The sequence below is a fragment of the Myxococcus sp. NMCA1 genome (assembly GCF_026810205.1).
GTDB lineage: Bacteria > Myxococcota > Myxococcia > Myxococcales > Myxococcaceae > Myxococcus > Myxococcus xanthus_A.
The window spans coordinates 4,270,912-4,286,002 of sequence record NZ_CP113950.1; the positions used below are offsets into that span (position 1 = coordinate 4,270,912).

At 68.8% G+C, this 15,091-nt stretch carries 15 protein-coding genes; 10 read left to right on the forward strand and 5 right to left on the reverse strand.

The features are described 5' to 3' along the window. Window positions 1–11: 11 nt before the first annotated feature. The 8 genes from rpsP (at window position 12) to rsmI (ending at window position 5,629) form a co-directional block, all read left to right on the forward strand. Entirely contained in the window at window positions 12–272 is a 261-nt protein-coding gene (gene rpsP, locus OZ403_RS18375) for a 30S ribosomal protein S16 (protein WP_011553574.1), read from the forward strand. 11 nt (window positions 273–283) lie between these two features. Then, window positions 284–568, forward strand: coding sequence for a KH domain-containing protein (locus OZ403_RS18380; RefSeq protein WP_011553575.1), 285 nt, complete (start codon window positions 284–286; stop codon window positions 566–568). Further along, window positions 565–1,131 (forward strand): ribosome maturation factor RimM, encoded by a 567-nt coding sequence (gene rimM, locus OZ403_RS18385; protein WP_140791561.1) that lies wholly within the window; start codon window positions 565–567, stop codon window positions 1,129–1,131. The genes OZ403_RS18380 and rimM overlap by 4 nt, the downstream gene beginning before the upstream one ends. Continuing rightward, window positions 1,128–1,871, forward strand: coding sequence for a tRNA (guanosine(37)-N1)-methyltransferase TrmD (trmD, locus tag OZ403_RS18390; RefSeq protein ID WP_268784713.1), 744 nt, complete (start codon window positions 1,128–1,130; stop codon window positions 1,869–1,871). The genes rimM and trmD overlap by 4 nt, the downstream gene beginning before the upstream one ends. Window positions 1,872–1,988: 117 nt before the next feature. Then, complete coding sequence (gene rplS, locus OZ403_RS18395; protein ID WP_140791565.1) at window positions 1,989–2,372, forward strand: 50S ribosomal protein L19; 384 nt, start codon at window positions 1,989–1,991, stop codon at window positions 2,370–2,372. 81 nt (window positions 2,373–2,453) lie between these two features. Next, complete coding sequence (locus OZ403_RS18400) at window positions 2,454–4,355, forward strand: ATP-binding protein (protein WP_268784714.1); 1,902 nt, start codon at window positions 2,454–2,456, stop codon at window positions 4,353–4,355. A gap of 50 nt (window positions 4,356–4,405) precedes the next feature. Beyond that, the gene (locus tag OZ403_RS18405; RefSeq protein WP_140791569.1) at window positions 4,406–4,786 is read left to right on the forward strand and encodes a YraN family protein; all 381 of its coding nucleotides are present in this window, start codon (window positions 4,406–4,408) and stop codon (window positions 4,784–4,786) included. Window positions 4,787–4,798: 12 nt separating this feature from the next. Then, a complete protein-coding gene (gene rsmI / locus OZ403_RS18410; protein ID WP_268784715.1) occupies window positions 4,799–5,629 on the forward strand; it encodes a 16S rRNA (cytidine(1402)-2'-O)-methyltransferase in 831 nt (276 codons plus the stop codon). A gap of 43 nt (window positions 5,630–5,672) precedes the next feature. Here rsmI and OZ403_RS18415 read toward each other — a convergent pair whose 3' ends face one another. The 5 genes from OZ403_RS18415 to encB form a co-directional block, all read right to left on the reverse strand. Beyond that, a complete protein-coding gene (locus OZ403_RS18415; RefSeq protein WP_140791572.1) occupies window positions 5,673–6,968 on the reverse strand; it encodes a hypothetical protein in 1,296 nt (431 codons plus the stop codon). Between the two features lie 96 nt (window positions 6,969–7,064). After that, the gene (locus OZ403_RS18420) at window positions 7,065–8,102 is read right to left on the reverse strand and encodes a peptidoglycan DD-metalloendopeptidase family protein (protein WP_174258811.1); all 1,038 of its coding nucleotides are present in this window, start codon (window positions 8,100–8,102) and stop codon (window positions 7,065–7,067) included. A 76-nt stretch (window positions 8,103–8,178) separates the two neighbouring features. After that, a complete protein-coding gene (locus tag OZ403_RS18425; RefSeq protein WP_268784716.1) occupies window positions 8,179–9,603 on the reverse strand; it encodes a sigma-54-dependent transcriptional regulator in 1,425 nt (474 codons plus the stop codon). Between the two features lie 30 nt (window positions 9,604–9,633). Next, window positions 9,634–10,497 carry an encapsulin nanocompartment shell protein EncA gene (gene encA / locus OZ403_RS18430; RefSeq protein ID WP_141254361.1) on the reverse strand — a complete coding sequence of 288 codons (864 nt, stop codon included), beginning with the start codon at window positions 10,495–10,497 and terminating at the stop codon, window positions 9,634–9,636. Window positions 10,498–10,543: 46 nt separating this feature from the next. Then, window positions 10,544–11,023, reverse strand: a complete 480-nt coding sequence (gene encB, locus OZ403_RS18435) for an encapsulin nanocompartment cargo protein EncB (RefSeq protein ID WP_174258812.1) — start codon at window positions 11,021–11,023, stop codon at window positions 10,544–10,546. Window positions 11,024–11,128: 105 nt separating this feature from the next. Between encB and murJ the strand changes: the two genes are divergently transcribed. Together murJ and OZ403_RS18445 are read left to right on the forward strand one after the other, a co-directional pair. Then, window positions 11,129–12,826, forward strand: coding sequence for a murein biosynthesis integral membrane protein MurJ (gene murJ / locus OZ403_RS18440; protein WP_140875145.1), 1,698 nt, complete (start codon window positions 11,129–11,131; stop codon window positions 12,824–12,826). Window positions 12,827–13,098: 272 nt separating this feature from the next. Next, window positions 13,099–15,039, forward strand: coding sequence for a S1 RNA-binding domain-containing protein (locus tag OZ403_RS18445; RefSeq protein ID WP_268784717.1), 1,941 nt, complete (start codon window positions 13,099–13,101; stop codon window positions 15,037–15,039). Window positions 15,040–15,091: the final 52 nt, after the last annotated feature.

The following is a 15,091-nucleotide window of genomic DNA, read 5'->3' on the forward strand; positions in this document are numbered from 1 at the left end:
GAGAGCATTCAATGGCCGTAGTCCTCCGTCTTGCCCGCGCGGGCGTCAAGAAGAAGCCGTACTACCACGTGGTCGCCACCGATTCCCGCAACCCCCGGGACGGCAAGTTCATCGAGGCCGTGGGCGCGTACGACCCGAACCAGGAGCCGCCGAAGGTGGAGTTCAACGAGGAGCGCCTCAACTACTGGCTGAAGACTGGCGCGACGCCGTCTGAGACCGTTGCGGACCTGATCAAGGTCGCCGGTAAGGCCAAGCCCGCTCCCGCGGTCTGAGCCACGCCCGAGTGGACGTGGAGCAGCTTCTCAACTATCTGGCGCGGGCCCTGGTCGATCATCCTGACCAGGTCAGCCTGCGCATTTCCGAGGCGGAAGGGGCCCGGCTCTTCGAGCTGAAGGTCTCCGCCGAGGACGTCGGCAAGGTCATCGGCCGTGACGGGCGCACCGTGAATGCCCTCCGGACGCTGCTCAATGCCGCCGCACAGAAGTCCGGGCAGAAGGTCCGCCTGGAGATTCTCGACGACCGGCGCAATGCAGCAGGCGCTCCGGTCGCGCCGGACTCCGCGCAGTGACGGCCACCAGTCCCTATCTGGAGTTGGGATACGTCGCGCGCGCTCACGGGCTGCGTGGCGAGGTCGCCATTCGCGCGTTGGATCCGGCGTCGGAGACGCTCGACACCGTCGATCGCATCTGGGTGCGGACGCGCGCCGGTGTGGAGCGGGAGATGCGGCTGGAGGCGCTCCGGCCCACGCCCAAGGAGGACATCGTGGTCCTCGAGGGCGTGGAGTCGCGGGAAGACGCGGAGGCGCTCGTGGGCGCCAAGGTGTTCGTCTTCCGCGAGGATCTGGAGCCGCCCGCGGAGGGCGAGTTCTTCCAGGGTGACCTGGTGGGGCTCGATGCCGTGGACGCCAACGGGAACGCGTTGGGCCGGGTGGAGGAAATTTGGGCCACCGGCGAGGTGCCCAACCTGGTCATTCGCGCTTCCGGGCGCGAGGAACTGGTGGTTCCCTTCGCCGACGAGTTCGTCCCCACCGTGGACATCGAAGCGCGGCGAATCGTCATCCGTCCGCCCGAGTACGTGGATGCGGGACGCAAGGGTGCCGAGTCGGGTGGAGGCCCGGAGGACGCGGAATGAGCCCACCGTATCCGGTGGAGATCCTCACGCTGTTCCCCGGCATGGTGACCGGTTACCTGGGGGCCAGCATCCTCGGGAAGGCTCAGGAGAAGGGCCTGCTGGCCACGACCATCACCGATATCCGCGAGTACGCCGAGGGCAAGCACCGCGTCACCGACGACGCGCCCTACGGCGGTGGCGCCGGCATGGTGATGAAGCCGGAGCCCCTGGTCGCCGCGATCGAGGCGGCCAAGGCGCGGCATCCGGGCGCACGGGTGCTGCTCATGAGCCCCCGAGGGCCCACCTTCACCCAGGCCACCGCGCGTGAGTTGGTCCGTCACGAGCCGGGGCTCATCCTGGTCTGCGGCCGCTACGAGGGCGTGGACGAGCGGGTGATGGCGCACCTCGACGGGGAGCTGTCCATGGGTGACTTCGTCCTCACCGGCGGCGAGCTGGCGGCCATGACGGTGGTGGACGCGGTGGCGCGGCTGGTGCCCGGGGTGCTGGGCAACGTGGACTCGTCCGTCACGGAGAGCTTCGAGGAAGGCCTGCTGGAGCATCCCCAGTACACCCGCCCGCCTGTCTTCCGGGGCGTCGAGGTGCCGGCCGCCCTCCAGTCCGGAGACCATGCGCGGATTGCCCGCTGGCGGCGCTGGAAGTCGTTGGTGCTCACCCATGAGCGTCGCCCGGACCTGTATGCCCGCGTGGCGTTGTCGAAGGCCGACCAGAAACTTCTGGCCCGGCGGGAGGAAGAGCTGTAACCCTGAGCGTTGCTAGCGGGTTGGATCATCAGGGCTTGTCCGACACCGCTCTCTCTGTTAGTACGGCCCGCTCTTCACGCGACCATCGCGTCAGTTCAAGTTTTTCCGGAGTTTGTCATGCGCAACGCCGCCATTCAGCACATCGAGGCCAAGTTCCTGCGCCAGGATGTCACCGTGTTCAATACCGGTGATTCCGTGCGCGTCCACTGGAAGGTCAAGGAGGGCGAGAAGGAGCGCGTGCAGGCGTTCGAGGGCATCGTCATCCGGAAGACCAAGGGCGCCCACCGCGCCACCTTCACGGTGCGCAAGCTCTCCTTCGGCGTCGGCGTGGAGCGCGTGTTCCCGCTGCACAGCCCCCGCTACGAGAAGATCGAGGTCCTGTCGCGCGGTGACGTGAACCGCAAGCGCCTGTTCTACCTCCGTGACCTCAAGGGCAAGGCGGCGCGCGTCGACGTCATCGAAGAGCCGAAGCCCGCCAAGAAGGCCGCCTCGGCCTCCTGAGCGCTTTCAGCGTCTCGGCAGTGAAAAGGAGCGTCCGATCCCGGACGCTCCTTTTTTCATTCGCGCTAACATGCGCGGGCCATGCAATTCGCTGAAGTCGCCGTCCAGAACGTCCGCGGTTTCTCCCCCGCGGGGCGCTTTGCCCTGAAGGCGGGATACCTCGTCCTCAAACCGCCCTCGGCGGAGTCGAGCCCCCTGGCGGGCCTTTCCCTCGCGCTGCTCTTCGCGGACGGGCGCGGCAGTGATGCCAGCTTCATCGCTTCCGGTGCGAAGTCTGGCAAGGCGGCCCTGACGTTCGTCGGAGTGGATGGAGTGACGTACCGCGTGCTGCGCGACCTCGGCGGCTCCGGGACGTTGCACCGGATGAATCCCACGACACAGCAGCCGGAGCTCGTCTCGTCGGATGCGTCGGAGATCAGTCAGTTCCTTCGCGGACAGGCGGGACTTCCACCGAAGACCACGTTCGAGCAGGTGTACTGCCTTCAGTCCGCGCAGCTTCCCTCGCGACGCCCGAGGAAGTCCGCTGCCGCCGGGGCGAAGGTGGACCCCAAGACGTCCGGCAGGTACCCGTCGCTGGCGTCCGCGTCCACGGTGCTGCCCGCGGAGGACATCCCCGCCGCCGAGGCGAAGCTGCGCGCGCTGGAGCAGGAGCTGAGCGCCTCCACGGAGGTGGACAGCCTTCAGTTCAAGGCGGATGGCGTGGCCTCCCAGATCTTCGACGCCGAGCAGCGGCTGAAGGGCACCGAGGGGCTCAAGGTGGCCATCGCCGAGGCAGAGGCCGCCTGGCGCGCGGCGCCGACACCCGAGTCCCTGGGGCTGCCCCAGGACATCGTGAATCGCCTGAAGCGCCACCCCAAGGTGATTGCCAGGCGTGACGAGGCCCTGGCGCGCCTCAACGCGGACCGGGAGAACGAGGCGGAGGCGCGTCCCGCCTCGGTGCCACCCCTGACGCAGCACATGGGGTTCTGGGCCGGCCTGGGCGCGGGAGTGCTGTTCCTGGCGCTGGCCGTGGGCCTGGGCTTCGGTGTGGACCGGACCTTCCGCTATCTGGCGCTGCTGGACATCCCGGCCTTCGGCGTCGCGGCCTTCCTGGCGCTGCGCTACGTGGATGACCTGCAGAAGGCCACGCGCCACGGCAGCAAGGAGAACCGCTTCGACATCCGGGAGAAGAAGATCCTCGAGGAGTACGAGGCGGAAGCCGCGCCGCTGCGCATGGCGCAGAAGGCGCTCGACGTGGAAGAGCTGGACGGCATCGCCCCGGCCCTGGAGCGCAAGGAGCTGCTGGGCGCGCGCGTCGCGGAGCTGCGGGACCAACTGCATACGATGGAGTCGGATCCGGACTACCTCGCGGCGGCCGCCCAGGTGCAGTCGCTGAAGGCGGAGGCAGAGGCGCTCAACGAGGAGCTGACGCAGAAGGGCACGTACGTCCGCGACATGCGCGAGGTGGAGCGTGAGATGGGGCGGCTGAAGGAGTCCATTGCCCTGGCCAAGGCGCCCCCGCCACCAGCCGCGCCGGGCCCGGATGGCTCCGTGCCCGTGGAGACGCTGGAGGATCCGTCGCCCGTGCTGCTGTCCCAGGCGGCGGACGTGTTCACCACGGACATCCTGTCCGTGCAGGCGATGCTGAAGGAGCGGTGCGTCCAGTACCTCACCGCGCTCACGGACCGGCGGTACCAGGGCATTGAGTGGGACCGCGAGGGCAAGGCCTTTGCCCTGACGGCGGGCCGGCGGGTGCCGGTGGGCGAGCTCCCCGCGAAGGACTTGGACTTGTACTACCTGGCCCTGCGGCTGACGGTGGTGGAGAAGACGAGCGCCCGCGTGAAGCGTCCCTTCCTGTTGGAGGACGTCTTCACGGGGATGGAGGAGGTGAAGCTGCCCCTCATCGCCCGGATGCTGAAGCACCTGGGCACGCTGACGCAGGTGCTGCACGTCACCTCGCACCCGGGCTTCGCGCAGATGTCGGACGGCCCCGTTAACGTCTGAGGCGACGTGGCGGGTTGCCTCCAGTGGGAGGGCCGTCAGGGGAGGGGTGGATGCGACGGGCGGCGCCGGCTGAGCGGCGGGAGTACGGGAATGCGGGGGAGGAGGCGGCTGTGCGCTTCCTGGAGGCGCAGGGGTGGCGGGTGCGGCATCGCAACTGGACCTGCCGCTTCGGGGAACTGGACGTCGTCGCCGAACGTGACGACCTGGTGTGCTTCGTGGAAGTGCGGATGCGCTCCACGGCCACCTGGGGCGACCCCTCCCACAGCGTGTCTTTCGCCAAGCAGCGCCGGGTGGTGAAGGCGGCGCTTCGGTACCTGTTCGCGCATGACTTGCGTGGACGGATGCTCCGTTTCGACGTGATTTCGGTGGTGGGGCGCGGGGAGCGCGCCACCGTGGAGCACATCCCTGGCGCCTTCGACGCGGGGATGTGAGAGGACGACGCCATGGCTGGAACGCTCTATCTGGTGGCGACGCCCATCGGGAACCTGGGGGACGTCACGTCGCGCGCGTTGGAGACCCTGCGCGCGGTGCGCTTCATCGCGTGTGAGGACACGCGGCACTCGCGGGTGCTGCTCGACCACTTCGGCATTGGCGGGAAGGACCTGGTGAGCCTGCCTGCCTTCGCAGAAGGGCAGCGCGCCGGACGCATCTTGGACCGGATAGGGGAAGGGGAGGACTGCGCGCTCGTGACCGATGCGGGCAGCCCCGCCATCAGCGACCCGGGCGAGAAGCTGGTATCCGAGGCGCTGGAGCGCGGATTGATGGTGGTGCCGGTGCCAGGCCCCACGGCACTGGTCGCGGCGCTGAGCGCCTCTGGATTGCCCACGGGGCGCTTCCACTTCCTGGGCTTCCTCCCGCGCAAGGGCGCCGAGCGCCGGGCGATGCTGGAGGAAGTGGCGCAGCTGTCCGCCACCCTGGTGCTCTATGAGTCCCCACGCCGCCTGTCGGAGACGTTGCCCGACCTGCTCGACGCCTGGGGCGACCGGCGCGCGTGCGTGGCGCGGGAGCTGACCAAGCTGCACGAGGAGTTCGCTCGGGGCACCTTGTCCGAGCTGGCCGCGCGTTACGCGGCGGAAGAGCCCCGCGGCGAGGTGGTGGTGCTGGTGGAAGGCCGCACTGGCGAGACGCGTTGGTCCGAGGAGGAACTGCGCCGGGCCCTGGAGGAAGGGCTGTCTCGCGGCGAGAAGCTCAAGGCGCTGAGCACCGAGCTGGCCCGCCGCGCGGGCTGGGCCGGTCAGGACGTCTACCGGCTGGGGCTTTCGCTGAAGCGCTGAGTCCCTGGGTGGGCGCCGTCATCGGCGCCCACCGGGCCACTCATTAGAAGCTGAACGTGGCGCTCAGGTCGAAGCGGAACGTGGTGCTCTCCACCGCGCGGAAGCGGCGGGACACCAGGTCATAGCGCCAGTCGAAGTTGGGGTTGAGCTCGGGGGAGTTGAGCGCAAGGTCCACGGCGCCGTCGTTGTTCACGTCACGCCCCGGCTCCTCGGCCGTGATGGCGTGGTTGGTGTTGTAGAGGAACATGCCGGACGCGCGAATCTGGAAGGCCTTCGACGCGTTCGCGGTGACGCCCAGCATGCCACCCACCTGGAAGTAGTCCTCGGAGGTGAGCAGCTTGCGCAGGGCGGCGCTCAGCTCGTTGTAGTAGCGGCCGCTGCCCACGTAGTTGCCAATGCCTCGGACGTCCAGGGCGAAGCGCTGCGACTTCGCTGGCCGGTTGAAGGGCACCAGTTCCACGCCGAAGAGCATTCCCGCGGTGTGAGGGGCGTTGATGCCCGTCTCCTTGCGGTTCCACGGGCCCGTGAAGCAGTTGCCCGGGGCGCCCAGGTTGTCCGGGTTGGACTCGGCCTGGGCGCAGTTGGAGTAGGCGCCCGGACCGCGCACGGGGATGGTGTAGTGCGCCTTGAAGTACGGCTCTGCCGCACCGATGCGGCGCGAGAAGGCCGTGTAGAGCTGGTACTTGTGGACGCGGTCGCCGATGTTGCCGCGGTTGTCCGAATCGGTGGTGTCCGCGGCCGCGTCGCGCAGCTTCGCGGTGGGGGCCTCGTACTCCAGGCCGACAATCCAGGTGGGCTTCGTCTCGTCCTTCTCCTGGTTGAAGAAGGCGTAGGCCAGGCCGAAGCGCATGTTGCCCAGGCCGCCGCGGAAGCTCTCCTGCGGTACGTCGAACAGGGCGTTGCCCGGTGCCGAGCCCTCCAGACAGCCCGGGATGGCGGAGCCGTTGGCGTTCAGGCAGTTGTTGGTGATGGTGGACGTCTCGGGCGACGAGTTGGACGTGAAGTCCCAGCGCTCGTTCTGCGAGAAGACGACGGGCAGGGCGAAGGAGAACTCCAGGTCCCTGTAGAGGCCGACGGACAGCTCCAGGTTGAGCCGGGCGTCCACGCCCTTGTACCAGAGCTCCGACGCATCCACGCGGCCCCCCGGTTGCCCGGCGGGGGCCAGCTGCTCGCGGATGATCTTCGCGCGGTTCTGCGTGCGCTCGAAGCCGACGTCGATGAAGAGGTCGAATGGGTCGTCCTCCTCAAGCGACGACGCAATCCGGGTGATGTCCGCCGCGGTGGCGGCGAACGGCGCGCCCAGCGTCAGCGCGGCAAGTACGACGCGAAGCCTGTGCATCCGACCTCCGACGGCAAATCTCCCCGGCCTTCCGGCAAGCCCGGGGGGCTTCCAGCTAGCCGTGCCGTCGAAGGAGTGTCAAGAAACGGGTGGCTTTTACTTGCCGGCCACCACGGACGCGCTCAGCAACCCGTCCATCCGGCGCATCTCCGCCTCGAAACCCGACCGGTGCTGCGCGGCCAGTGAGCGGCGGTAGGTCTTGTGCTGGTCGTAGGGGTCCAGCACCCGGTCATCCTGCGTCATGAGCTGGTAGTGGAGGTGGGGGGCGAAGCTGCGGCCCGTGTTGCCGCTCTTGGCGATGACTTGCCCCACGGAGAACCGGGTGCCCGGCTTGACGCTCTTGTCCACCTCGTCCAGGTGGAGGAAGAGCGCGCGGCGACCCTTGCCGCCCGACTCCACCAGCTCGATGCAGTTGCCGTTGCTGCTGAAGTTCCAGTTCTTCCGCTTCACCACGCCGTTGAAGGGGGCCTTGATGGGCGTACCCACCGGGGTGCGGAAGTCCACGCCCTTGTGCTTGCGGCCGTCGCGGAGCAGGGACGTCACCTGCTCGTAGTCGTCGATGGGGGAGCGCTCCAGCCTCAGCTCCAGCTCGTCGCCGCCGGACAGGTAGTACCGGGCATTGGGCTCGCCGCTGCCCTGGTAGCGGTACGCGCTCATCGTCTTGCCCAGCTTGGCGCTGGTGAAGCGCACCGCGTGCACCAGGGGCTCCTCATTGGTGCGGCGCTGGTAGAGCACCTCCAGCGTGTCACCGCGGAGGATTTCCCCGGGGACGGAGACCCACCACACCAGGGTGCGCGTCACCACCTGCGCCAGCGCCGGACCCACGTCCGAGCCAGCGGCGTTGACGAGCGCGGTCTCCAGGGGGCCGTTGATGCTCACCGACACGCGCTCCAGGCCGGCGGCCTTCACCGGGTCCGTGGCCACGGGCGCCGGCGTGGGCGCCGCGGCGACGGCGCCCGCATCGGGGACGGCGTTGGGCATCTGGGCCGCGGCCTCTTCCGTCGCCTGAACCATCCGCTGCTTCCACCACCACACGCCGCCGGCGGCACCGCCGAGGATGAGTGACACGGCGACCACCGTGCCGAAGGGACTGCGCTTCGGAGGGGCACCGAGGGTGGGAAGGTTCGGCCGCATACAAGCTCCCTGAGTTGGAATGGGTGGGCGGGCCCGGAACCGACGCGCGAGAAGCGGAATTCCGCCTCCTCGCGGTCTATTCGTCCGGGCCGTCTTCCTGCCCGTCTGGTGTGGTGTCGCGCAAGCCGAACTCCTTCATCTTCGTCTGGAGTGACTTGCGGCTGATTTGAAGCAGGCGAGCGGCCCGGGTGACATTGCCACCCGTCTCCTCGAGCTTCTTCACGATGAGGTCCCGCTCGAGCTCGGCGGCCTTCATCCGGACGATGTCCTTCAGGCCGACTTCCCCCGTGGGAACGTCGATGGAGGCCACCGCGCTGGCCAGGTTGGCGCCCGCCTGGACGCTCGTTCCCTGGCGGACCGGCTCCGGCAGGTCGCGGGCGGTGATGAGGGGCCCGTCTGCGAACAGGAGCACGCGCTCGATGAGATTCTCCAGCTCGCGGATGTTGCCCGGCCACCCGTAGCCCTGGAGCAGGGCCATGGCGTCGTCGGCGATGCCTTCAATCTTCTTGTTGAGGCGCCGGTTGTACTTCTCCACGAAGTGCCGGGCGAGCATGGGGATGTCGCTGCGGCGCTCACGCAGGGCGGGCAGGGAGATGGGGACCACCGCCAGGCGGTAGTAGAGGTCCTTGCGGAAGCGGCCGGCTTCAATCTCCGCCTGGAGGTCGCGGTTGGTGGCGGCCACGAGCCGCACGTCCACGCGCGTCGTCTTGATGCCGCCCACGCGCTCGAACTCGCCCTCCTGGAGCGCGCGCAGCAGCTTCACCTGCATCTCCACCGGAATCTCGCCGATCTCGTCCAGGAAGAGGGTGCCCTCGTCGGCAAGCTCGAAGCGGCCGGGCTTGGACGTGACGGCACCGGTGAAGGCCCCTCGCTCGTAGCCGAAGAGTTCGCTCTCCAGCAGCGTGTGGGGAATGGCGGCGCAGTTGATCTTGATGAACGGCTTGTCCCGGCGGCTGGAGGCCCCGTGCAACGCGGTGGCGATGAGCTCCTTGCCGGTGCCGCTCTCTCCGGTGATGAGCACCGTGGACGGCGTGTCCGCCACCTTGTCGATGATCTTGTAGACCTCTTGGATCGTCGACGAGTCGCCGATGATGGCCGCGCGCGCCTTCACGTCCGGGCGCACGGAGCGGCGGGCGCTCTCGTTCGTCTTCGCGGCCTTGGCGACGACGGAGGACAACTCCGCCTGATCGAAGGGCTTGGTGATGTAGTCGAACGCGCCCGCCTTGATGGCGTCCACGGCGGAGTCCACCGTGCCATGCGCGGTGATGATGATGACGGGGACGTCCGGGTTGGCGGCGCGGATGGTGCCGAGCACCTCCATGCCGCCCACCTTGGGCATCACCAGGTCCGTCACCACGATGTCCGCGCCGTTCTTGTGGAACTCGGCGAGCCCTTGCTCGCCGTTCTCCGCCACGGTGACGTCAAAGCCGTCCCGGCGCAGCATTGTGGCGAGCACCTTGCGGAGGTTCGCCTCGTCGTCGATGACCAGGACCTTGGCCATGGTGGAAGTCGTGACCGCGGGCGACCGGAACTAGCGACGTTCCGTGGCGCCGGCGCCCTCCAGGGTGCAGATGGCGTCCGGGTGCTTGATGCGTAGCAGCAGCGCCTCCAGCACGCGGAACGGGTGGTTCATCCGCGACGCGCCCAGGTACGCCGCCACCATGTCCATGGACACAGCGAGGTCCATGTTCTCCCGGCCGGTGGACACCACCACGCCGGAGTCCCCGCGCAGGCGGTTGGACTGGTAGACGCCGTCCGACGCGAGCTGGCGGATGGTCTCAATCTCCAGCACGCCCGTCTTCTCGTAGATGCGGTGCAGCTGCGAGTACAGCCGCGGCGACAGGACGACGGCGTAGGGGCCGAAGTGGCCCTGCTCATTGAGCTTGCGCGAGGCCTCGACGATGGCCTGGAACCCACCACCCGGCGACGTCCAGTCACCCAGCGGCACCGTGAGCCGGCCATTGGCCGTCATCAGGCCTTCGTAACCCAGGCGCGCGTCACCGTAGAAGATGAGCTCGTCTTCCTGCTGCGCGCACAGGGCGGCGGCGCCGGCGGCGGCCGACACGTCCAGCGGCATGTTGTGCGTGCGCGCGGCCTCGATGTCGCGCCAGTGCAGCAGGAAGTCCTTGTAGATGATGGGGATGGTCTTGAACTTGCGAGCATCGGTGAAGACCATCGCGGTCTCCTGCTCGCCGACGATGTCCACGGCGCCGGGCGACACGCCCTGGAACTCGTCGTAGGGCACCGTCTGCACCCCGGCGCCCAGCGGCCCGTAGATGTCCAGGATGCGCCTGCCCACCAGCGAACGCCGGGCGACCTGGATGACAGTCTCGTTCAGACGCGCCCACTCCTCTTCGCGGAGCGGGTTCTCGGCATGTCCAAGGAAGTCAGGCATGAAATGGGGCTCCAGAGGCATCGACTAGAGAAGGGGGAAGAAAGCTTCAGCGACCGCTGCCGGAACCACCACCCCGGCGCAGCGAACCCACGGTGAGCGGGTGCGACTCCACGGCGGGCGGCGGCGCGGGCAGGCCATACAGCAGCCGCTGGGGCGGCAGGGACGTTGGCGGCTCGGAGGGGAGCCGGCCGTTGCGGCCGTTGACGGAGAAAGCCGGGCCGTCCGGTGCGGGCACATGGACGGAGGCGGGGGTGGGGGCGGGGGGCTCGGCGGCCTGGAAATGACCGGGGACGAAGGGCTTGGCGAAGTGGTCGTTCTGACCACTGTCCAACATGCGGAGCATGTGAACGGCCTCGGAGACGTGCTCCTTCTCCTCGGCGGCCAGGTGCTGGAAGAACGCGCGGACCTCCGGGTGGGAGGAGGCCCGAGCGTAGGCTTCGTACTCGTTGATCGTCTCCAGCTCACGTGCCAGCACGAGGCGGATGCGCGCCACGTCGTCCAAGTCACTGTCGGGAGGGCCGGCCATTGGAATGGACCCTTGCAATCCAGGGGGTTCGCCGTCAAGCGAAACAGGGGGACGGGGTTTCGGGCTTCATGACACCGAACGGCCCGCGTAGAGTCCGCCGCTCTCGTGACCACGTCCTCGCCCGAGTCTCCGCCCCCGCCGATTGCGCCGGTCGCGCCTCCTCGTCCCGAGCGTTCAGGGGGCGGCGCCGCGCTGGTAGCGGCTGGCATCCTTGCTTCCCGGCTGATGGGCCTGGTGCGCGAGCGCGTCTTCGCCCACTACCTGGGCAACGCGGAGGCCGCGGCCGTCTTCAAGGCGGCGCTGCGCATTCCCAACTTCCTGCAGAACCTGTTCGGCGAGGGCGTCCTCTCCGGCTCGTTCATCCCCGTCTACGCGCAGCTCTTGGGCCGCAAGGACACGGAGACGGCGGACCGGGTCGCGGGCGCCGTCTTCGGCATCCTGTCCCTGGTCACGGCGGTGGTGGTGGCGCTGGGCATGGTGTTCACCCCGCTGCTGGTGGATGCCATCGCGCCCGGCTTCCGGGGACAGGAGCGGGAGCTGGCCGTCCACCTGGTGCGCATCCTCTTCCCCGGCACAGGCATGCTGGTGCTGAGCGCCTGGTGCCTGGGCATCCTCAACAGCCACCGGCGCTTCCTCCTTTCGTACCTGGCGCCCGTCGTCTGGAACCTGGTCATCATCGCCGCGTTGGTGGCCGCGGGAGGCCGCTACGAGGAAGAGGCGTTGGTCTCGGTGCTGGCCTACGCCGTGGTGCTGGGCAGCTTCCTCCAGTTTGCGGTGCAGGTGCCCTCCGTCCTCAAGTTGCTGGGCCGCTTCCGCCCGACGCTGTCGCTGGCGGCGGAGCCCGTGCGGCAGGTGCTGAAGAACTTCGGGCCGGTGGTGCTGGGGCGCGGCGTGGTCCAGTTCAGCGCCTGGGTGGACACGGCCTTCGCGTCACTCATCTCCAATCGCGCGCTGTCCTCGCTGCTCTACGCGCAGACCATCTACCTCATCCCGGTGAGCCTCTTTGGGATGGCGGTGTCCGCGGCGGAGCTGCCGGAGATGTCGCGCGCCACGGGGGAGGGCGCCGACGTGGCCGCCAGGTTGCGCCAACGCATTGACGGAGGCGCACGCCGCATCTGCTTCTGGGTCGTCCCGTCGGCGGCGGCCTTCCTCTTCCTGGGGGACATGGTGGCGGCGGCGTTGCTGCAGACGGGGCGCTTCGATGCGGCGGACTCGCGCTACCTCTGGTACCTGCTCATGGGGGCGGCGCTGGGGTTGGTGGCCTCCACGGTGGGCCGCCTCTATGCCTCCGCCTTCTATGCTCTGAAGGATCCGAAGACGCCGCTGCGCTTCGCGGTGGTGCGCGTGCTGGTGGGCACCCTGGGCGCATGGGTGTTGGGCCTGCGGCTGCCGGGCTGGCTCGGGGTGCCGCAGCACCTGGGCGCCGTGGGCCTCACCCTGGCCAGTGGCCTGGTGGCCTGGCTGGAGGCGGGACTGCTGCGCCGCAAGCTGGTGAAGCAGCTGGGGCCGGTCGGCGTCCCGTCTGGCCTGCTGCCTCGCTTGTGGGGCGCCGCGGTGGTGGCTGGATTGGTGGCGGTGGGCATCAAGGTGGGCCTCACCTCGCTGCTCGGGCCGATGCCCGGCGTGACGGCGGAGTGGGGGGGAGGCTTCCTGATGCCGCCGCGCCTGCACCCTGTTCTGGGCTTCGCAGCGGTGGCGCTCCCGTTCGGTGCTGTTTATTTCGGGATGTCAGCGGCCCTGGGCATCCCGGAGGCGGGAACGGTGTTGCGCAAGGTGGGGCGGAAGCTGCGTCTGGTGCGCTAACCGCCGGGGATTGCTTGGCTCTCTGCCCGGCGAGCGGCCGCTATTTGGTGTTGCAATCATCGGGTCCGGGATGCTCTGACGCGGTGCCTCCGTTATGGACGGAGCGTTGGCGTCAAAGACATGTGCGTCATCTGGCTTCCTCCGGACATGGCGCGCGTGTAGAGTGCGCCGCCTTTTTCACCGGGGCCCGGCTTCTCGGGAAGCCAGGGTCGAATTCGCTTCAGGAAGGTCTCGCAGTGAGCGACGAGAAGAACGGTTCCAATTCTGGCGGGATGGGTCCCAAGAAGCCGAAGGCCACCTTCGGTGACGTGATGCTCGGCATCCCTTCCGGGGGAGCTCGCAGCGAGGGCGGTCGGGGCGAACAACGTGGCGGTGGCCGTGGAGGCGAGCGCGGCGGCAGTGGCCGTGGCGAGCGCGAGGCCCAGCCGCGTCCGGCGGGTGGTGCGCCGCGCGACGAGCGGGGTCCCCGTGGCGGGGGCGAGCGCCGTGGCGGAGGCGACCGTCGTCCGTCAGGCCCCATGGTTGTCGTGAAGCGGGCGTCGGGTGCCATCGAGACGCGCGGCCCGGTGGGGGATGCTCCCGCCGAGGCGACCGCGACGGCCGAGGAGACGACCGCCGCCGCCGAGTCTTCCGCCGCGACGCCGGCCCCCACGCCGCGTCCGGTGACGCCGACGCCGGCCCCAACCAGCGCGCTGTATGAGGAAGTCCCCGAGGCCCAGTCCTTCGCCGAGATGTTCGAGGCGCAGGCCAAGGAGGGTGGAACGCCCAGCCGCAAGGGCCTGCGCGTGGGCGAGAAGGTCCGTGGCACCATCTTCCAGCTCGGCGCGGATACCGCGTTCGTGTCGGTGGAAGGCGCTGCCAAGAGCGAGGCGATGATCGAGCTTCGCGAGCTGAAGGACGATGAGGGCATCCTGCGCTTCGGCGTGGGTGACACCATCGACGCGCACGTGGTGGAGGTGGGCGCCAAGGGCATCCTCCTCAGCCGCGCGCTGGCCAAGGGCAGCGCGAACCTGGCCCTGCTGGCCGAGGCCCGCGCTTCCGGCATGCCCGTCGAGGGACTGGTGCTGAGCGTGAACAAGGGCGGTGTGGAGGTCGCCATCGGTGACATCCGCGCGTTCTGCCCCATCAGCCAGCTGGACCTGCGCTACGTGGAGAAGCCGGACCAGTTCATCGGCGAGAAGCTCCAGTTCCGCGTGAGCGAGGTCCGCGAGCGCAACGTGGTGCTGTCGCGCCGCGCGCTGTTGGAGGACGAGCAGCGTCAGCTGGCCGCGGAGACGCGCAAGAACCTGGCCCAGGGCAAGATCGTCAAGGGCAAGGTCACCGGCGTGCGCGACTTCGGCGTGTTCGTGGACCTGGGCGGCGTGGAGGGCATGATTCCCGTCTCCGAGCTTTCGTACACCCGCGTCGGTCACCCGAGCGACGTGGTGAAGGTCGGTGACGACGTCGAGGTCGAAATCCTCCGCATGGAGGCCGGCCAGCCCAACTCGCCGGACAAGTCCAAGCAGAAGGAGCGCATCACGCTGTCCATGCGCTCGCGCCAGGAGGATCCGTTCCAGAAGGCGCTGTCCGAAATCAAGGAAGGCGACCGCGTCCAGGGCAAGGTCGTCCGCCTGCAGCAGTTCGGCGCCTTCGTGGAGCTGCGTCCGGGCGTGGACGGTCTGGTCCACATCTCCGCGCTCAGCGACCGCCGCATCGCGCACCCGCGCGACGTGGTGAAGGAAGGGGAGAGCATCTGGGTGTCGGTGGAGAAGATCGACACGCAGGAGAAGCGCATCGGCCTGCGCCGCATCTCCGAGGAAGAGGCGCAGCGTCCTCCCGAGGAGCGCTCGGCGCCCGCAGCGGAGGCCGCCGCTCCGGCGCAGCCCGCCGCGCCCCGTCCCAAGGTGGGCCAGGTCGTCGTGGGCAAGGTGGATCGCATCGAGCCCTACGGCGTGTTCCTCGCGTTCCCGGGTGGCAAGGGCTTGCTGCCCGCGAGCGAGACGGGTACCGAGCGTGGCACCGACCTGCGCAAGCACTACTCGCTGGGCCAGGAGGTGAAGGTGGCCATCCTGGACATCGACGCGTCCGGGAAGATCCGCCTGTCCGTCACCGCCGCCATCCGCGCGGAGGAGCGCGCCGAGGTGGAGGCCTGGCAGAAGACGCAGCAGCCGCAGGGCGCGGGCAAGAAGGGCTTCGGCACCTTCGCGGATCTGCTCAGCAAGGCGCGCAAGTAATTCCCTGTCTCCAGCGCTGATTCCGTTGATGTGGTCAGCGCTGGAGAAAGGT